Genomic DNA, 18,961 nt, shown 5'->3' on the forward strand with positions numbered 1-18,961 from the left:
GGGTAACAGTGCTTGGTTTCAGGACATAGTTCACCTATGTCTCAAGACATCGTTCACACTTCTCGGATGTGACGAAAAACCGAATCATCGTGACCAGTGTCGTTCTCGAGGGCCGGTCAAAGGCCGACGTCGCCCGCGACTACGGCGTCTCCTCCCGATGGGTGCACACCCTGGTGCGGCGATACCTCGAGGGAGGCTGGGACGCCATCGAGCCACGCTCCCGCCGGCCGAGAAGGAACCCAACCAAGACCAAGCCGGAGATCGAAGCGGAGATCCTCCGACTGCGCCGGGAGCTCGCCGCGCAAGGCCATGACGCCGGCCCACACACCATCCACTTCCACCTGAGCACCCGATTCGACACCGTTCCCTCGGTCGCCACGATCTGGCGAATCCTGGACCGCCACGACCTCATCACTCCGCAACCCCGGAAGCGCCCGCGCTCCTCCTACACTCGGTTCCAGGCCGAACTGCCCAACGAGACCTGGCAATCCGACTTCACCCACTGGCACCTGGCCGACTCCACCGGAGTGGAGATCCTGACCTTCCTCGACGACCACTCCCGACTCGCCCTCTCGGTCACCGCCAACCGCGTCACCACCGGCCAGATCGTGGTCGCCGACTTCCGCCGAAACATCCAGGAATACGGGCCGCCCGCCTCCACACTGACCGACAACGGGCTGGTGTTCACCACCCGCGTCCGCGGCGGCAAGAACGCCTTCGAGAACGACCTGCGCCTGCTCGGCATCACCCAGAAGAACGGCCGACCCAACCACCCGCAAACCCAAGGCAAGGTCGAACGGTTCCAACAGACGATGAAGAACTGGCTCGCCAAACAGCCTCCCGCCAGCACCATCGCCGAGCTCCAACACCACCTCGACCAGTTCCGGGACTACTACAACACCCAGCGCCCGCACCGCTCACTGGCCCGAAAAACACCAGCCCAGGCCTACTCCGCACTCGGAAAAGCGGGCCCCTCCGGCACCGTCGACGGGCACTGGCGGATCCGAGAAGACCGCGTCGACGCGACCGGCTCAATCACGCTTCGCTACAACTCCAAACTGCACCACATCGGCATCGGCCGCGCCCACAAACACACCCGCGTCAAGGTCCTCGTCCACGACCGGCACATCCGGGTCATCGCCACCACCACCGGACAGCTGCTCCGCGAACTGATCCTCGACCCCACCCGCGACTACCAACCCCAGAAACAACAAAACCCCCACTCCGAAGAGTGAGGGTTTTGTGAACCATGTCTTGCGACATCTATGAACGATGTCCTGCGACATGACACTGTCGGGGTAACAGGATTTGAACCTGCGACCTCGTCGTCCCGAACGACGCGCGCTACCAAACTGCGCCATACCCCGATGTCCCTCCAGTTTGCACTGGCAACTTGTCAAGAATACCCGATATCTGACGCGGTGAATGTCACAACCACGGCTTCCGGCGGGCACGCGAAGCGCACCGGAGCGAAAATGCTGGTGCCAAGGCCGGCCGATACGTTCAGGTACGCCGAGTTGCGGGCGTGATGCCAGGTGCTGAGCCCCTGCGCCTTGCCGTGCGGGATGTCGCAGTTGGTGACCAGCGCGCCGTAACCGGGCACGCGCACCTGGCCGCCGTGAGTGTGCCCGGCGAAGATCATGTCGGCACCGTTCGTGACGAACGAGTTAAGCACTCGTTGGTACGGCGCGTGCGTCACGCCGATCGTGACGGTTTCCGGGGTGTTCACGTCATCCTGCCAGCCGACATTCTCACGCATCTCGTCGATGGCGCCCGCGAGCATGTCCAGACGGTCCCAGCCCCGGTGTGCGTCGTTGGTTCCGAAGAACTCGAGGTTGGAGCCGCGGATCGTCATCGCCCTGGCGGAATTGTTGAGGCTCAGCCAACCGAGGGTGTCTTCGAAGTACCGTTCCAGCGCGTCGGTGTCGAGCGACGCCGACCGCTGCCGCAGCTTCGACGGCCCGGTGAAGTACCGCAGCGGGTTCTTCATCACCGGACCGAAGTAGTCATTCGACCCGTGCACGAACACGCCGGGCACATCCTGGAAGGGCTCAAGCGCCCGCTCCAGACCGACCAGACCTTCCGCGTGCCCGAGGTTGTCGCCGGTGTTGATGATCAGGTCAGGCTCGTAGCGCACGAGCGAGCGGATCCAGTTCTGCTTGGCCGTCTGCCACGGCGCCATGTGCATGTCCGACAGGTGCAGCACCGTCAGTGGGCGGGCACCGGGCTCGAGCACCGGCACGAACTCTTGGCGAACCCGGAACGCGTTCCGTTCGATCAGCGAGCCGTAGGCGAACGCGCCAGCTCCGACGGCCATGACAGCGGCCGAGGCGATCGCCGCGTTACGCCCACCCGTTGAGGAAGCCATTACTGACCGGGGCCCTTGTTGTTGTTGTTGCCGCCCCCGTTGTTGCCGTTGCCACCGCCACCAGTGCACACCACGGTCAGGGTGACCGCGGCAGCCTTCGATGTTCCGGCGCCGGCGGCGGGGTCGCTGGCCTCGACGACACAGGTGCCGCCTTGCTCGCCGCCGCGGTAGTTGACCGTCACCTTGGCCGGATCGAATCCGGCCGCGGCGAGGTCGGCCTGTGCGACGCTGAGTTCCTTGCCGACCACATTCGGCATCGCCGTGGCGAGCGATCCGTCGCTTGTATACACGGTGATCGTGCGGCCGCGCGGCACGCTGGCGCCGGCGCCCGGATCGGTGTGTGCGACACGTCCGACCTCGGCAGCGGATGCGGTCGCACCACCGTCGGCGAACTTGAAGCCGAGACTCTGGATCAGGCTCTTCGCCTGCTCGAGGGTCTGCCCCGTGACATCCGGCACCGGACTGTTGTTGCCGCTCAGGTAATTGGCCTTGGGCTCTGGCCAGTTCTCACCGGGACGCATGTCGTTGAAGACGCTGTACAGCTCCTTGCCGATGCGGAAACGGATGTTCGACCCCGTCTGGCCGCCGATGTTGGTCTTGTTCAGACGCTGCTCGCCCACGACGTTGCCGATCCAGGTCGCGCTGGCAACGGTGCTCGTCGCCGCGGCGAGCCAGGTCTGGTTGTAGCTGTCCGTCGATCCGGTCTTACCGAAGATCGGGGTGCCGTCACCCACCCGCGCCATCGTGGCGGTTCCCTCGGTGAACACGCGCTTCAGCGCGTAGATCATCGCGTCAGCGATCTCGGGGTCGACGGCCTGGTTGCACTGGGTGGCCGGGGGTGTCAGGGTCTCGCCGTTGAACTTGACCACGCTGTCGATCATCACCGGCGAGCAGTACTGACCGCGGGCGGCGATGGTGGCGAAGGCGGAGGCCATGGTGAGCGGCGAGAACGTCTCAGCGCCACCGATCACCGACGACGGCTTCTCCATCATGCCCTCGGGGTCTTGGTTGCCATTGGCCGGGTGCATGCCGAAGGATGCTGCCGTGTTCTCGATGTCGCAGAGGTCCATCTCGGTGGCCATGTTCAGGAACGCGGTGTTCACCGAGTCCGCGGTGGCGTTCAGCACGCTCACGCTCGACGGGGACGGTCCGGCGTTCTTCGGCTTCCACCCGTTCTGGCCGGTTGGGCCGCCGCAGTAGACGAAGTCGCGGATGTTGTACGTGCGCAACGAGCCGGAGACATGCTCGTTGAGCCCGTGGCCGGCCTTCAACCATTCCGCAAGCGTGAACACCTTAAACGTCGAGCCCGCCTGGAATCCGGAGGAGCCGCCGCGGTTCTGATCGGTGGAATAGTTCACCGAGGTGGTGCCCGGCCCGCCGCCGGCAAGGGTGTCGTTGAAACCGGTGTTCTGGGCCATGAATAGAACGCGGCCGGTGCCTGGTTCGACGGCGGTCGACGCTGAGCCGAGCTGGAAGCGCTCGTCGCTCGACGGAACCCACTTCGACAGGGTGGCCTGAGCATGGTTCTGCATGTTCAGGTCGAGGGTCGTGTAGACGTCGTAGCCGTTGCGGAAGGCGTTGTTGCGCTCCTCGCTGGTGGCGCCGAAGGCCTCGTTGGCCTTCAGCTCCTTGACCACGGCGTCACAGAAGTATTGGGCAACGCTGGCGTTCATGCAGCCCGTCTTCAGAGGCTGCAGGTTCGGCTGGATCGGCGTGGCCAGGGCCTCGTCGAGCTGCTCCTTGGTGATCGTGTTGTACTTGTGCATCTGGTTCAGGATGTAGTCGCGCCGAACCTTGTTGTTCTCGAAGTTCTCCTCTTTGTCGAGGCTGCGGCTGTTCGGGAACTGCACGATCGCGATCAGGCTGGCAGCTTGCGCCGGGTTGAGGTCGGCGGAGGTGATGCCGTAATAGCGCTGCGCTGCGGCTTCGATGCCGTAGGTGACGCCGCCGAAGTGCGCGATGTTGAGGTAGTTGAGCAGGATTGTCTGCTTGTCGTACTCCTTCTCCAGGCCGATCGCGAGCTTCATCTCCTTCAGCTTGCGATCCAGGGTCGGAGCGGTGGCCTCCTTGTAGGCCTTCTCCTTCGCGTTCTGGTCCTGCATCTGGTTCGCCTGCTCGACGCTGATGTTCTTAATCAGCTGCATGGTGATCGTCGACGCGCCGCTGTCGGTGTCGGCAAAGCCCAGGTAGCCGAGAGCCGCTCGCACGACCGACTGGGTGTCGACACCACCGTGCTCGTAGAAGCGCACGTCCTCGCCGTAGACCGCGGCATCCTTCGCGTACTGCGAGATCTGCTCCCAGGCCACCTCTTCGCGGTTGGTCTCGAAGATGGTCGCGAACGGAACGTCGGCGCCATCCTGCTTGCCGAAGAGGGTGACCCGCTGCGCGAGGTCCTCGCCGAGGGTGGCGTACTCGGGCAGCTCGTTGAAGATGCCGATCGAGTTGTTGGCCGTCATGCCCGTCACGGCGATAGCGGGGGTGACCATGATGGCAACAAGCAGGCCAGCGAGACCGCTGAAACCGAGCATTCCCAGGATGGCTCCGAACACGCCGGAGCGCTTCGTTTTTTGGGCAGACATACGATTAGGGTACGGGAAGATCCGCCCCACAACCTGAATGGAAACCAGCAATGCGCACATGGGAGTACCTCACGACGCCACTGATCGTGCACAACACGGCCGCGATCCTGAATAACTGGGGTGAGCAGGGCTGGGAGCTGGTGCAGGTCGTGCAAGGCCCAGAGGGTGGACTCGTCGCCTACTTCAAGCGGGAGAAGGTCGCAGAATGAGCCAGGTTGATGCTCGGTTGGCCGAACTCGGACTGACCCTTCCGGTGGTCGTTCCGCCGGTCGCCGCCTACGTGCCCGCCGTCGTGTCGGGCAACCTCGTCTTCACGTCGGGGCAGCTTCCGTTCGTCGACGGAGCCCTGCCGCTGGCCGGCAAGGTGGGCGCCACGGTCACCGCTGAGCAGGCCACGGAGCTGGCCCGCACCTGCGCGTTGAACGCCCTCGCCGCTGCACACTCGGTGATCGGGTCGCTCGACCGGGTCACCCGCATCGTGAAGGTCGTCGGCTTCGTGGCATCCGACCCGGCCTTCACCGGCCAGCCCGGCGTGATCAACGGCGCGTCGAACCTGCTCGGCGACGTCTTCGGTGACGCTGGCCAGCATGCCCGCTCTGCCGTGGGCGTGGCCGTGCTGCCGCTCGACGCGCCCGTCGAGGTGGAGCTGGTCCTCGAGTTCGCGTAGCGAACCCGCGAACCCGCGAGCGCTGCCGAAACGGCCGAGCGAGCCCGCCGCGGCGGGCTCGCTCGGCCGTTTTCACCGCGCTCACCGTGGTGGCGGCAATCACCGCGTGGGGCGGATGCCGAAGGGTGCGAGCCTCGCGACGAATCGGCGCAGGTCACTGAGAATCGGAGGATCCCAGCGAGCGACCAAGGGGCCCTGGCGCCTGAGCCGGTTCTCGCGGTCCTTCTCATCCCGAAGTGCCTGCTCGGGAGTGCGGCCGCGCAAGAACTTGGGGTTCCGGTACTTGTCGAACCCGTCGGCTTCTCCGATCACGTTGAGGTCGGGCCAATAGAAGTCGACGTACCCGATAAGCCCGTCTTCGTCGTAGAACGGCACCTGCAACAGCGGCGCCGGTATCCCCAGCAGGTGCATTGCCGCGCGGCTTCGGGATTCGAAAACCGACCCAGACGATCCATCGGCGAAGTCGATGACCGTGGCCGCCTTGCGCTTTCCGCGAGCGGATTCCTGCGCGTCGAGGATGGCGTGCATCTCTGCCTTCGTGGCCTGCGCGATGCCGTACCGCGCCCTGACGTCGTCCACGTTCTGCGGGTCGGGCTGCCGGAGTGCGTCGTCGACCATCCCCACGGCACGCGTGGAGGGCTGCGACGCCGCGATGTCGACCGCGGTGCGGGCCAGTGATGTGACGGTCACGCCGTCGATTTCGAGCGGGCTGGCATCGAGATCCACGCAGTGCCGACTCACGAGCGAAGTCGACCGGCCGCCATCCGCGCGCGGCGCCAGGGCGTGCAGCGACTTCGACCACGGTCCGGTTGTCGGCATCCGCAGCATGACAGCTGCGGAGTCGTGGGAGAACTGCGTGCCCGGTGTGTGCCGGGCGGCGGCCTGAACCCTCAGCCGGTACCGCGCGTCGTAGTTGAGCTGCGCGTAGTCCGACTTGCGGACGAAGACTCCTGGCAGGATGCGCACGTACTCGCCGCGCTCGTATGCCCGGCGCAGGTCGCGATCCGCGTGAACGGCCTCGGCCATGCGGCTGAGAAACAGTTGCGGCGTTGTCAGTTCGGGCGCGGTCAGGTCAGGCATGTCGCCGATGTTCCCACCAGCGAGGTTGGTCATGCCGATCTCGGTCGGCAACTGTGCAGAGGCGACAGGGGAGCGGGGTGGAGAGGAGGCGCCACGCAGCGCCCATCATCTGCGAGAGCGCCGAAAACGGCCGAGCGCGCCCGCCGCGGCTGGAGCTCTCGGCCGTTTGGGGCGCGCTCGCGGCAGACGCGCCGCCGCGCGCCCTACTTCAGCGTTGAGCTGATGATCTGCATCACCGAGGTGTCGGCGAGCGTGGTGGTGTCGCCGATCTCGCGGCCCTCCGCGACATCCTGCAGCAGGCGCCGCATGATCTTGCCGGAGCGGGTCTTCGGCAGTTCCGCGACCACGAACACCTTGCTCGGCCGGGCGATCGCCCCGATCTGTTCGGTGACGTGGGCGCGCAGCAGGACGGATGCCTCGTCCGCGGTCTGCGCCTCGGCCTGGCTGGCGCGCAGGATCACGAACGCGACCACCGCCTGACCGGTGGCCTCGTCCGCCGCGCCGACCACCGCGGCCTCGGCCACGATCGGGTGCGACACCAGCGCCGACTCGATCTCGGCGGTGGAGAGCCGGTGCCCCGACACGTTCATCACGTCGTCGACGCGGCCCATCAGCCAAATGTCGCCGTCCTCGTCGAGGCGGGCACCGTCGCCGGCGAAGTACATGCGGCGCTGCGGGGTGCCCTCGAAATCGAACTTCTCCCAGTAGGTCTCGATGAAGCGCTCCGGGTCGCCCCAGATGCCGCGCAGCATCGCCGGCCACGGCTCGGTCACCACCAGCAGCCCGCCGTTGCCGTTGCCGACGTGCTTGCCGTCGTCGTCGAGCACGTCGACCGAGATGCCCGGAATCGGCACCTGCGCCGACCCCGGCTTGGTCGTGGTGACCCCGGGCAGCGCCGAGATCATGATCGCGCCGGTCTCGGTCTGCCACCAGGTGTCCACGACCGGGGTGGAGCCGCCGCCGATGACATCGCGGTACCAGATCCACGCCTCAGGGTTGATCGGTTCGCCGACCGAGCCGAGCACCCGCAGCGACGACAGGTCGAACTTCTCCGGGTGCTCCCGCCCGATCTTCATGAACGAGCGGATGGCGGTCGGCGCGGTGTACAGGATGCTGACGCCGTACTTCTCGACGATCTCCCACCAGCGGCCGGGATGCGGCGTGTCTGGGGTGCCCTCGTACATCACCTGGGTGGCGCCGTTCGCCAGCGGCCCGTAGACGGCGTAGGAGTGCCCGGTGACCCAGCCGACATCCGCCGTGCACCAATAGACGTCGGTTTCCGGATGCAGGTCGAACACCACCCGGTGGGTGAAGGCGGTCTGCGTGAGGTAGCCGCCGGAGGTGTGCAGGATGCCCTTCGGCTTGCCTGTGGTGCCGGAGGTGTACAGGATGAACAGCGGGTTCTCGGCCTCGAAGCCCTTCGCCACGTGGTCGGCGTCGACCTGGGCGATCTCCTCGTCCCACCACAGGTCGCGGCCCTTGGTCCAAGCCACGTCGTTGCCGCCGCGCCGCACCACCAGCACGTGCTGCACGGTGGAATCACCCGAGGCCAGCGCCGTGTCGACGGTGGGTTTCAGCGGGAACACCTTGCCCTTGCGGTATCCGCCGTCAGCGGTGATCACCAGCTTGGCGCTGGCGTCGTCGATGCGAGTGCGCAGCGATTCGGCGCTGAAGCCGCCGAACACCACCGAGTGCACCGCGCCGATCCGGGCGACGGCGAGCATGGCGATGACCGCCTCCGGGATCATCGGCAGGTAGATCGCCACCCGGTCGCCCGCGCGCACGCCCAACGCGGTGAGCAGATTCGCGGCCTTCTTCACCTCGGAGGTGAGCTCCGCGTAGGTGATGCTGCGGGAATCGCCCGGCTCGCCCTCCCAATGGAGCGCCACCCGGTCGCCGTTGCCGGCGAGCACGTGCCGGTCGAGGCAGTTGTATGCCACGTTCAATCGGCCGTCGGCGAACCACCGCGCAAAGGGGGCGTTGTTCCAGTCCAGTGTCTGGGTGAACGGGGTCTGCCAGTGCAGCTCGCGCGCCTGCTCCGCCCAGAATTCCAGCCGGTCGGCGCGCGCCCGGTCGTACAGCGCGGAGTTGGCGACGGCGTTCTCGCTGAACTCGGGCGTCGGGGCGAAGCGGCGGTTCTCGTGCAACAGGTTGTCGATCGCGTTCATGAGGGCTGCGTTATCCTTCTGTCAATTCGTCTTTGAACGTCTCGATCCTATTCGGCCGCCGGTGATGTCGCCGTCGGTCATCCCTTGATCGACCCGCCGTCGCGGCCTAGCGTGAAGGCGAGCGGAGAGCGAGCGGACACTCAAGCGGATCAGAGGCGCACCGTGGACTGGCTGAATGCGAACGACTACGAACTGGCGCGGCAGGTGCTGCAACGCGGTGTCGCCGCGATCTACCTGATCGCTTTCCTGTCGACGGCCGCCCAGTTCCGTGCCCTGCTCGGCGAGCACGGCCTGCTGCCCGTCACCCAGTTGCTGAAGTACCACCGGCGGGGCCCGACCCTGTTCCGCTGGCGATACTCCGACCGGCTGCTGATGGCGGTGACCATCGTGGGCGCAGCGCTCGCCGTGACCGTGGTGGCCGGGCTGCCGCAGCTGGGCCCGCCGTGGCTGCCGCTGATCGTCTTCCTCTCGATGTACGGGCTGTACCTCTCTATCGTCAATGTGGGGCAGACCTTCTACTCGTTCGGCTGGGAAAGCCTGTTGCTGGAGGCCGGGTTCCTGGTGGCGTTCCTCGGATCGGATGCGGTACCACCACCGACCGCGATCCTGATCCTCACCGGCTGGCTGGTGTTCCGGCTCGAGTTCGGCGCCGGCATGATCAAGATGCGCGGAGACCGGGTGTGGCGCGACCTCACCGCGCTCTACTACCACCACGAGACCCAGCCGATGCCGAACCCGGTGAGCCGCTTCGCACACCACCTGCCGAAGCCGGTGCACAAGCTGGAAGTGCTCGGCAACCACTTCGCGCAGCTGGTGGTGCCGTGGCTGCTGTTCTTCCCGCAGCCGGTGCGCAGCGGCGCCGCCGCGATCATCATCTTCACCCAGCTCTGGCTGGTCATCTCCGGCAACTTCGCCTGGCTGAACTGGCTCACCATCGTGCTGGCGTTCGGGGCCGTCAGCGATTCGGTGGCGCACGCGCTGGTGCCGGCGATTCCGCTGGACTGGGGCGCCGCGACATCCGCCCCGATCTGGTGGATCGTGATCGTGCTCGCCGCCACCGCGTTCATGCTGGTGCTGAGCTACTGGCCGGCGCGCAACCTGGTCTCGCGGCGGCAGCTGATGAACGCCAGCTTCAACGGCTGGCACCTGGTCAACGCGTACGGGGCATTCGGCAGCATCACCCGGCCGCGCTACGAGGTGATCGTGGAGGGCACGGATGCCGCCGAGCCGACGGATGCCGCGGACTGGCGGGAGTACCAGTTCAAAGGCAAACCGGGCGACGTGATGCGGATGCCGCGGCAGTTCGCCCCGTATCACCTGCGTCTGGACTGGCTGATGTGGTTCCTGCCGCTGCGGGGCGGCCCGGAGCGCTGGTTCGTCGCCTTCCTCGTGCGTCTGCTCGAGGCCGACCGGCGGACGCTGCGGCTGCTGCGGGTCGACCCGTTCCACGGCCGGCCGCCGCACGCGGTGCGGGCGCGGCTGTTCGTCTACCACTTCACGACCCGCGCGCAGAAGCGGGCCACCGGCGCCTGGTGGGTGCGTGAACCGGTCGACGAGTTCGTGCCGGCGCTGTCGTTGGACGGCCGGCGATGATCGACGTGACCGTGGTGGGATCCGGACCCAACGGGCTGGCCGCCGCGGTGACCATGGCCCGCGCCGGGCTGTCGGTGCACCTGCTCGAACGCGCAGACACCATCGGCGGCGGGTTGCGCTCGGCCGAGGTGACCATGCCGGGCTATCTCAGCGACGTCTGCTCGGCCGTGCATCCGGCCGCGCTCGCCTCCCCGTTCTTTCGGGCATTCGAGCTGAGGGAGCGGGTGCGGTTCCTGGTACCGAAGGTGTCGTACGCGCACCCGTTGGATCACGGTCGCGCCGGCATCGCCTGGCGCGACCTCGATCGCACCGCGGCAGGCCTGGGCGTGGACGGCCGCGCCTGGCGGCGGCTGTTCAGGCCTCTCGTCGACAGCATTGGCGGTGTCGTCGACTTCACCGGTTCGCAATTGCTGCGGATGCCGCACGACCCGATCGCGGCCGCCCGCTACGCGCTGCGAGTGCTGGAGTACGGCAGCGGCCTGGGCAGACACATCCGGTTCCGGGATGACGTGGCACCCGCCATGCTCGCCGGTGTCGCCGCGCACGCCGCCGCTCCGATCCCGTCGCTGTCGGCGGCCGGGGCGGGGCTCCTGCTCGCCACCCACGCCCACGCGCACGGCTGGGGGTACCCGCGTGGAGGCTCGCAGGCCATCGCCGATGCGCTCGCCGCGGACCTGCTGGAGCACGGCGGGCGGATCGAGACCGGGGTGAATGTGCAGCGCCTGGATGACCTGGAGCCGTCCAAGGTGGTGCTGCTGGACACATCGGTGCGGTTCCTGGCCGCGTTCGCTCCGCTGCCCCGCCGCTACCTGCGCCAGCTGCAGAACTACCGGTACGGGGCCGCCATCGCGAAGGTCGACTTCGCGGTGAACGCGCCGGTGCCGTGGAGCAATCCCGATGTGCGCCACGCGCCCACCGTGCATGTCGGCGGCAGCCGGCGCGAGATCGCGCAGGCGGAGAACGCGGTGCGCCGCGGCCGGCACCCGATGCGACCGTACGTGCTGCTGACGCAACAGAGTGTGCTCGATGACAGCAGGGCGCCGGAGGGGCACCAGGTGCTGTGGGCCTACACGCACGTGCCGCTGGGCTCGTCGGTCGACGCCACCCGGGTGATCACCGAGCAGATCGAGCGGTTCGCCCCCGGCTTTCGCGACACGGTGATCGTCAGCGTTCCGACGACCGCGGCCCGGCTCGCCGAATACAACCCGAACGACGTGGGCGGCGACATCCTCGGCGGTCAAGTGACCCTGCGGCAGCTGGTGCAGCGGCCGGTGCTGTCGACCAAGCCGTGGCGCACCCCGATCCCGGGCGTGTACCTGTGCTCGGCGGCAACGCCACCCGGGCCGGCGGTGCACGGCATGAATGGGTGGTACGCCGCCCGCCTGGCGCTGCGCGATGTGTTCGGAATCACGCAGCCGCCCCGGCTTGGAATCGGTGAGTGACGGGGCAGTGTGGGAGGGCCGTGAGGCCTACCTGAGTGCCCGCCGATAATTGCAGAAAACATGGCCGCGGCGAGCGAGCGCTGGGGTACACTGGGTGGCACCGAATCAAAGTTCGGATTGCAGCGCCCCTGATTCCCCCCAATCTGGCGCTGCTGTGGCGGCGCCGGTTCCCCCCAACAGGCGCCGCCCCTCTCTTTTAACGGGCGGTTTCCCAGAACCCGTTCTCAGCGTCTGACGCTCCGCGACAGCTGGCTCACCCGCGGCTCCGGGTTGGTTGCGGCACATCTGCCAGACGGTGCGATCGCCCGGGGCCCTCGGTTACCCGTGCGGTGTGCGTACCCGACCTCCCGTCCACAGGGCGCACCCCTCCACGCGGCGCCCGCGGCAACGCACAGTGCCCGCGACAGGGGCGAGGCTGGATCACATGACCGAGCCTGCAGCCCGTTCGCCGAGCGTGACGAGTGTGCACACAGGCTCGGAGGAACGGCCGGCTGACCGCGATGCCTGGGCCCATGGTGCCGGGCCGTTCGTCGCACACCGGCCAGGGACGATCCGCGACGACCGGGGTACAACTGCCCGCACCCGAGGCCCTCTCACCGAGTTCGGCGAGCTGGCGCGCTTCGTCACCGACCCGCGCACCACCGATGTCTTCGTGAACGGGGCGCAGCAGCTCTGGATCGACCGCGGCGCCGGGCTCGAGCGGCATCCGTTCGAGCTTCCCGAGGCCGACCTGCGCGAGCTTGCCGTCCGGCTGATTGCGTCCGGCGGTCGGCACATCGACGAGGCATCGCCCTGCGTCGACGTGCGGCTGCACGACGGCATCCGGGTGCACGCGGTGCTGCCACCCGTGTCGCCGGGTGGCACCCTGCTCTCCATCCGGCTGCCGCAGCTCGACCGGCTGTCCGTCGACGATCTGGCCGAGCAGGGGTTCTTCGTCGCGGCGCCGCTCGACGCCATCCGGCAGCTCGTGGCGCGTCGCGCCAACCTGTTGATCACCGGCGCCGGCGGCAGCGGGAAGACCACGCTGCTGTCGGCGCTGCTCGCTGACGCCCCCGAGACCGAGCGGATCGTGGCGATCGAGGATGTCGCGGAGCTGAACGTGCGCCATCCGCACTTCGTCAGCCTCGAAGCGCGGCAGGCGAACCTCGAGGGTGCCGGTGGCATTGGCCTGGAACGGTTGGTGCGGGAAGCGCTGCGAATGCGGCCAGACCGGCTCGTGCTCGGCGAGTGTCGGGGAGCGGAGATTCGGGAGCTGCTGGCCGCACTGAATACCGGCCACGACGGCGGCGCCGGAACCCTGCACGCCAACTCGCTGGCCGACGTGCCGGCTCGGCTGGAGGCGCTCGGGGCGCTCGCCGGAATGTCGGTGGAAGCGGTGGCGCGGCAGACCGTGAGCGCCATCGGCGCCGTGCTGCACCTGGAGCGGAGGAACGGGCTCCGGGCGCTGGTGCAACTCGGCGAGTTCCGCCTCGACGAACGCGACCGACTCAGCCTCGCGCCGCTACCCACCACCGCGGTGTCGGCGTGACCGGGCGGAACCGGCCGCACCGGCTGGACGAGGTGGCGTCCGTGGTGCAGCGACTGGCCGTGCTTCTCGCGGCCGGGGTCGCCCCGGCGTCGGCCTGGCGGTACCTGACCGCGCAGTCGCCGGTCGTCGCCGGCGTGAACGCGGCGCTCGAGACCGGGGCGACCGTCGCCTCGGCGATCGATGACGCGGCAGACCGGGCGCCACCCGCCGAGGCCGCCCCGTGGCGGGCGCTGGCCGCCGCGTGGGCGATTGCCTCCGACGCCGGCGCGCCGCTGGCTCCGGCGCTCCGCGAGTTCGCGGCATCCTTGCGCTCACTGGCGCAGGCCCAGCGTGACATCGCCGTGGCGCTGGCAGAGCCCATCGCCACTGCCCGTCTCGTGATGGTGCTGCCCGCGGTGGCGCTGCTGTTCGGCATGCTGCTGGGCTTCAACACCGTCACGGTGCTGTTCGGGAGCCCGCTGGGACTGGTCTGCCTCGGCGGCGGCGCCGGGTTGCTGGTGGCCGCACGCGCCTGGAACCGCAGGCTGGTGGCATCCGCCCAGCCGACCGACCTCACCCCTGGCCTGCTGCTCGACCTTGCCGCGATCGCGCTGTCCGGCGGGGCGCCGGTTGACCGGGCCAGGGCCTCGGCGTTGTCGGCAGCGGCGGCACGCGGCATCGCCACCGCGGACACCGCCACCCTCGATGACGTGCTTGATCTCTCCCGCCGGGCGGGTGTGCCGGCGGCAGAACTGCTGCGCAGCGAGGCAGACGAACGGCGCAGGAGCGCCCGCAACGACAGCCAGCAGAAGGCGGCTGCGCTGTCGATCCGGCTGATGCTGCCACTTGGCGTGTGCGTGCTGCCGGCCTTCATGCTGCTCGGCGTGGCTCCGCTGATGCTCAGCGTCATCTCGTCCACGGTTCAGACCTTCTGAGCTCGACCTTCTGAGCTCGACCTTCTGAGTGCCGGTCGCCGTGCCCCTCTCGTCAACAGCCGGCGCAAGCCGTCGGCTTTGCCAACCTTGCCGCACAGCCCTCCCGCAAGCAGCCGGTGAGGATCAGACTGATGCTGCTCGTGCCGCACGATGCGAAGGACACACACCATGAAAACAGCGCACAGCACAACCGCGCAGTGGTTGCGGCGCAGCCTCACCCGAGCGGGTTCCGACGAGACCGGGGCAGCCACCGCCGAGTACGCCATCGCCACCATGGCGGCGGTCGGCTTTGCCGGGCTGCTGGTCGTGATCATGCGGTCGGATGAGGTGCGCGGCATCCTCACCGAACTGGTGCGCAATGCGCTCACGTTCACCGGGTAGCTGGCGTGCCGAGCGGGGGAGTGTGACGGCAGAGTTCGCCGCCGTCGTGCCCGCCGCGGTGCTGGTGCTGGCATTCTGCCTGGCCGGTGCGCAGATCGGGGCGCAGCAGGTGCGCCTGCAGGATGCCGCGGCAGATGCCGCGCGAGCGCTGGCCCGCGGCGACGGTGTCGCGGCGGCCAGCGTCCGGGCCGGGCAGGTGCATGCCGACCTGGCGTCGAGCGTGAGCGGTGACCTGGTCTGTGCCCGGCTCACCGCGCCCGCGGCAACCGCGGTGCCGCTGGCCAGCGTGCTGAGCGTGACCGCCGTGAGCTGCGCGCTCGACGGTGGCCGATGAAGCGACGGTGGCCGATGAGTGACAGTTCCGATGAGTAGCGAGCGCGGTGCGGGTACGGTGCTCGGACTCGCGGTGATCGCGGCACTCATCGGCCTTGCCTCATTAATGCTCCCGGTGTCTGTGGCCCTGGTGGCGAAACAGCGGGTCACCGGTGCCGCGGATGCCGCCGCGCTCGCCGCCGCCGACGTCGCCACGGGGCTGGTGGCGGGCTACCCCTGCGAGGTCGCGGCATCCGTCGCTGCCGCGAATGGGGCGGCACTCGCTGCCTGCCAGCTCGACGGGTTGGTGGCGACCGTGCGGGTCTCGGCGACGGTCGGCGTGCTCCCGGTTTCTGCCTCGGCGACGGCGGGTCCGGCACCCTGACAATCCCTCATCGCGAGCGGGCCGGTGCTCCCGTTCGTGTTCGGCACGATCGGCTGCGGCGGTTCACAGCCCCGACCACGATTAGGTAACTGCGCGGCGAGGGGATGTATCGTGTGCCTGACGCTGGCGAGGTTTCAGCGCCGTACCTCTCTATTGCAAGGAGCACTGTGCCAGGCACGAAGAAGCTGGTCATCGTCGAGTCGCCGGCCAAGGCGAAGACGATCGGTCAGTACCTGGGCGACGACTATGAGGTGCAGGCCTCGGTCGGGCACATCCGCGACCTCGTCGAGCCCAAGAACCTGCCGCCGGAACTGAAGAAGGGCTCACTCGGCAAGTTCTCCGTCGACGTGGAAAACGGCTTCGCGCCGTACTACGTGGTGTCCGACGGCAAGAAGCAGACCGTCGCCGCGCTGAAGCGAGCCCTGAAGAACGCCGACGAGCTCTACCTCGCAACTGATGAGGACCGCGAGGGGGAGGCCATCGCCTGGCACCTGCTCGAGGTGCTGAAGCCCAAGGTTCCCGTCAAGCGCATGGTGTTCCACGAGATCACCAAGGAAGCCATCGAACGCGCCAAGGAGAACACGCGCGACCTGGACACCGCCCTCGTCGACGCGCAGGAGACCCGCCGCATCCTCGACCGTCTCTACGGCTTCGAGGTGTCGCCGGTACTGTGGCGCAAGATCGGCCCGGGACTCTCCGCCGGACGCGTGCAGTCCGCCGCCACCCGCCTGGTCGTTGACCGCGAACGGGAACGGCTCGCCTTTGTCTCGGCCGGCTACTGGGGCATCACCGCCCGGCTGCGCCCCGCAGAGGGCGCCGAGCAGTTCGGCGCCAGGCTCGCCCGGCTGGACGGCCGCAAGGTGGCCTCCGGCGGCGACTTCGATTCGCTCGGACAGCTGAAGAAGACGGATGTCGTGGCGCTCGACGAGCAAGCGGCGCAGACGCTGGCCGACGCCCTGCGCCGCCCGGACATTGCCGTGCGCGTGGCGAAGGTGGAGTCGAAGCCATACACGCGTCGCCCCGCCGCGCCGTTCACCACATCGACGCTGCAGCAGGAGGCCTCGCGCAAGTTGCGCTTCACCTCCCGTCAGACGATGAGCGTGGCCCAGTCGCTGTACGAGAACGGGTTCATCACCTACATGCGAACCGACTCCGTGTCGCTGTCGCAGCAGGCCATCGACGCCGCGCGCAAGCAGGCGAAGTCGCTCTACGGTGCCGAGACGGTGCCGGACAAGCCGCGGCTGTACACCGGCAAGTCGAAGAATGCGCAGGAAGCGCACGAGGCGATCCGCCCCGCCGGTGACACGTTCCGCACGCCGCAGCAGCTGCAGGGCACCTTGCGTGGCAACGACTGGAAGCTCTACGACCTGATCTGGAAGCGCACCGTCGCCTCGCAGATGGCCGACACCAAGGGCACCACCGCCACGCTCACCATCGAGGCCGACGTCGCCGTGCAGGATGGCGCGAAAACCGCCGAGCTCACCGCATCCGGAACCGTCATCACCTTCCCCGGATTCCGTCTCGCCTACGAAGAGGGCAGCGACGACGAGAAGCCGGACACCGACGACGAGACCCGCCTGCCCGCGCTCAGCGAGGGCCAGGCGCTGGCCGTGCACGAGGTCGAAGCCAAGGGCAGCGCCACCACGCCGCCCGCACGCTACACCGAGGCCAGCCTGATCAAGGCGCTGGAAGAACTCGGCGTCGGCCGCCCGTCCACCTACAGCGCGATCATCTCGACCATCGTCGACCGCGGCTACGTCAGCCCGCGCGGCAGCGCCCTGGTGCCCAGCTGGATCGCCTTCTCGGTGGTGCGGCTGCTGGAAGAGCACTTCGGCGACCTGGTCGAGTACGACTTCACCGCCGAGATGGAAGAAGACCTCGACCGCATCTCCCGCGGCGAGCAGGGCCGCGTCGACTGGCTGCAGGGCTTCTACTTCGGCAACGACGACCACCGCGGGCTCCGCACCGTGATCGACAACCTCGGCGACATCGACGCGCGCGAGATCAACTCGGTGCGGATCACCGACGACATCACCGTGCGCATCGGCAAGTACGGGCCATACCTGGAGACCCCGGGCGAGACCCCTGACACCCCGCGTCGGGTCAACATCCCGCAGGAACTCGCCCCCGACGAGCTCACCGCCGAGAAGGCCCGCGAGCTGATCGACGCTCCCGTCGTCGGCGACCGTGTGCTCGGCACGAACCCGGCCACCGGCAAGGAGATCGTGGCGAAGGACGGCCGCTTCGGACCCTACGTCACCGAGCTTGAGCCGGAACCGGAGGCTGTGCCCGAGGTCCTTGACGAGGCGACCGGAGAGGTGGCCGCGCCGAAGAAGCGCGCCGCCAAGAAGCCGGCCGTAGTGAAGCCCCGCACGGCGTCGCTGTTCAAGTCGATGGATCCTGCCACCGTCGACCTCGAGACCGCGCTGAAGCTGCTCGACCTGCCGCGCGCCGTGGGCGCCGACCCGGAGTCGGGGGAGGAGATCCTGGCTCAGAACGGCCGCTACGGCGCCTACCTGAAGAAGGGCACAGACACCCGCTCGCTTGAGAACGAAGACCAGATCTTCGACATCACCCTGGACGGCGCGCTCGCGCTGTTCGCGCAGCCGAAGTACGGCGCCCGCCGCGCCTCCAGCGCGCTCAAGGAGTTCGAGACGCCAGATCCCGAGAGCGGCAAGCCGATCAAGGTGAAGGACGGCCGTTTCGGCCCGTACGTCACCGATGGCACCACCAACGCCACGATTCCGAAGGCCGAATCGGTGGAAGAAGTGGACTTCGACCGCGCCGTGCAACTGCTCGCCGACAAGCGCGCCAAGGGACCGGTGGTGCGCAAGGCCCCCGCGAAGAAGAAGCCCGCGGCCAAGCGCGCTCCCGCGAAGAAGAAATAGTGCCAGGACGTTTCATCACGCTCGAGGGCGGCGACGGCTCCGGCAAGTCCACCCAGTCGGCGCTGCTCACCCAGTGGCTGGAGGCGGCCGGGCACACCGTCGAGCACTCTCGGGAGCCCGGCGGCACCCCGCTCGGCCTCGAACTGCGCGACATCATCCTGCATCGCCGCGGCTACATGGCGCCGCGCGCGGAGGCGCTGCTGTACGCCGCCGACCGCGCACACAACATCGCCACCAAGGTGCGGCCCGCGATCGAGCGCGGCGAGATCGTGATCCAGGACCGCTACATCGACTCGTCGGTGGCCTACCAGGGCGCCGGCCGGGTGCTCGATGCCACCGAGATCCGCGACCTGTCGCTCTGGGCCTCGGAAGGGCTGCTGCCCGACCTCACCATCCTGCTCGACCTCGACCCCACCGTCGGCCGCGGCCGGCTCGAGGGCAAGAAGTACGACCGGCTCGAGGCCGAGGCGCTCGACTTCCATCAGCGGGTGCGTGAGGGCTATCTGGCGCTCGCCGCGGCCGAGCCCGACCGCTTTCTGGTGCTGCCGGCCACCGACAGCATCGACGCGATCGCCGAGCGCATCCGCGAGCGGGTGCAGCCGCTGCTCTGATTCCCGCGGCGCCGTCCACAGGCGGCCGGCACTGTCAGGTGCGGC

The 18,961-nt window shown here is 68.2% G+C and carries 15 protein-coding genes, 1 tRNA gene and 1 pseudogene; 12 read left to right on the forward strand and 5 right to left on the reverse strand.

The window, feature by feature from the left end:
• The first annotated feature begins 68 nt into the window (after positions 1-68).
• Positions 69-1,235 (forward strand): IS481 family transposase, encoded by a 1,167-nt coding sequence (locus HCT51_RS01620; protein WP_191413703.1) that lies wholly within the window; start codon positions 69-71, stop codon positions 1,233-1,235.
• Between the two features lie 58 nt (positions 1,236-1,293).
• Here HCT51_RS01620 and HCT51_RS01625 read toward each other — a convergent pair.
• From HCT51_RS01625 to HCT51_RS01635, 3 genes are all read right to left on the reverse strand, one after another.
• Positions 1,294-1,367 (reverse strand) — tRNA-Pro (locus HCT51_RS01625).
• 29 nt (positions 1,368-1,396) lie between these two features.
• Positions 1,397-2,368, reverse strand: a complete 972-nt coding sequence (locus HCT51_RS01630; RefSeq protein ID WP_166879815.1) for a metallophosphoesterase — start codon at positions 2,366-2,368, stop codon at positions 1,397-1,399.
• Positions 2,368-4,947 carry a transglycosylase domain-containing protein gene (locus HCT51_RS01635; protein WP_166879812.1) on the reverse strand — a complete coding sequence of 860 codons (2,580 nt, stop codon included), beginning with the start codon at positions 4,945-4,947 and terminating at the stop codon, positions 2,368-2,370. The genes HCT51_RS01630 and HCT51_RS01635 overlap by 1 nt, the downstream gene beginning before the upstream one ends.
• Before the next feature lie 50 nt (positions 4,948-4,997).
• Here HCT51_RS01635 and HCT51_RS01640 point away from each other — a divergent pair.
• Both HCT51_RS01640 and HCT51_RS01645 read left to right on the forward strand, forming a co-directional pair.
• A pseudogene (locus HCT51_RS01640) lies at positions 4,998-5,138 on the forward strand (DUF4177 domain-containing protein); the annotation flags it as partial.
• A gap of 14 nt (positions 5,139-5,152) precedes the next feature.
• Positions 5,153-5,614 carry a RidA family protein gene (locus HCT51_RS01645; RefSeq protein ID WP_166879806.1) on the forward strand — a complete coding sequence of 154 codons (462 nt, stop codon included), beginning with the start codon at positions 5,153-5,155 and terminating at the stop codon, positions 5,612-5,614.
• 99 nt (positions 5,615-5,713) lie between these two features.
• On the opposite strand, the gene HCT51_RS01650 is transcribed toward HCT51_RS01645, so the two are convergent.
• The gene (locus HCT51_RS01650) at positions 5,714-6,727 is read right to left on the reverse strand and encodes a hypothetical protein (protein WP_166879802.1); all 1,014 of its coding nucleotides are present in this window, start codon (positions 6,725-6,727) and stop codon (positions 5,714-5,716) included.
• 170 nt (positions 6,728-6,897) lie between these two features.
• Positions 6,898-8,862, reverse strand: a complete 1,965-nt coding sequence (acs, locus tag HCT51_RS01655; protein ID WP_166879799.1) for an acetate--CoA ligase — start codon at positions 8,860-8,862, stop codon at positions 6,898-6,900.
• A gap of 162 nt (positions 8,863-9,024) precedes the next feature.
• On the opposite strand from acs, the gene HCT51_RS01660 reads away from it, so the two are divergent.
• The 9 genes from HCT51_RS01660 to tmk all read left to right on the forward strand — a co-directional run bounded on the left by HCT51_RS01660 (position 9,025) and on the right by tmk (position 18,916).
• Positions 9,025-10,455 carry a lipase maturation factor family protein gene (locus HCT51_RS01660; RefSeq protein ID WP_166879795.1) on the forward strand — a complete coding sequence of 477 codons (1,431 nt, stop codon included), beginning with the start codon at positions 9,025-9,027 and terminating at the stop codon, positions 10,453-10,455.
• Positions 10,452-11,897, forward strand: coding sequence for a phytoene desaturase family protein (locus HCT51_RS01665; protein WP_166879793.1), 1,446 nt, complete (start codon positions 10,452-10,454; stop codon positions 11,895-11,897). The genes HCT51_RS01660 and HCT51_RS01665 overlap by 4 nt, the downstream gene beginning before the upstream one ends.
• A 424-nt stretch (positions 11,898-12,321) precedes the next feature.
• Complete coding sequence (locus tag HCT51_RS01670) at positions 12,322-13,425, forward strand: TadA family conjugal transfer-associated ATPase (protein ID WP_166879789.1); 1,104 nt, start codon at positions 12,322-12,324, stop codon at positions 13,423-13,425.
• Entirely contained in the window at positions 13,422-14,339 is a 918-nt protein-coding gene (locus tag HCT51_RS01675) for a type II secretion system F family protein (RefSeq protein ID WP_224760612.1), read from the forward strand. The genes HCT51_RS01670 and HCT51_RS01675 overlap by 4 nt, the downstream gene beginning before the upstream one ends.
• Before the next feature lie 168 nt (positions 14,340-14,507).
• Positions 14,508-14,720 carry a DUF4244 domain-containing protein gene (locus tag HCT51_RS01680; protein ID WP_166879786.1) on the forward strand — a complete coding sequence of 71 codons (213 nt, stop codon included), beginning with the start codon at positions 14,508-14,510 and terminating at the stop codon, positions 14,718-14,720.
• Positions 14,721-14,742: 22 nt separating this feature from the next.
• Positions 14,743-15,054 (forward strand): hypothetical protein, encoded by a 312-nt coding sequence (locus HCT51_RS01685; protein ID WP_255523536.1) that lies wholly within the window; start codon positions 14,743-14,745, stop codon positions 15,052-15,054.
• Between the two features lie 30 nt (positions 15,055-15,084).
• On the forward strand, positions 15,085-15,417 hold the full coding sequence (locus HCT51_RS01690; RefSeq protein WP_166879780.1) for an Rv3654c family TadE-like protein: 333 nt from the start codon (positions 15,085-15,087) through the stop codon (positions 15,415-15,417).
• Between the two features lie 167 nt (positions 15,418-15,584).
• The gene (gene topA / locus HCT51_RS01695) at positions 15,585-18,305 is read left to right on the forward strand and encodes a type I DNA topoisomerase (protein ID WP_166879777.1); all 2,721 of its coding nucleotides are present in this window, start codon (positions 15,585-15,587) and stop codon (positions 18,303-18,305) included.
• The gene (tmk, locus tag HCT51_RS01700; protein ID WP_166879774.1) at positions 18,305-18,916 is read left to right on the forward strand and encodes a dTMP kinase; all 612 of its coding nucleotides are present in this window, start codon (positions 18,305-18,307) and stop codon (positions 18,914-18,916) included. The genes topA and tmk overlap by 1 nt, the downstream gene beginning before the upstream one ends.
• The last annotated feature ends 45 nt before the right edge of the window (positions 18,917-18,961 follow it).

This window comes from Salinibacterium sp. ZJ450 (assembly GCF_011751885.2).
Lineage (GTDB): Bacteria > Actinomycetota > Actinomycetes > Actinomycetales > Microbacteriaceae > Ruicaihuangia.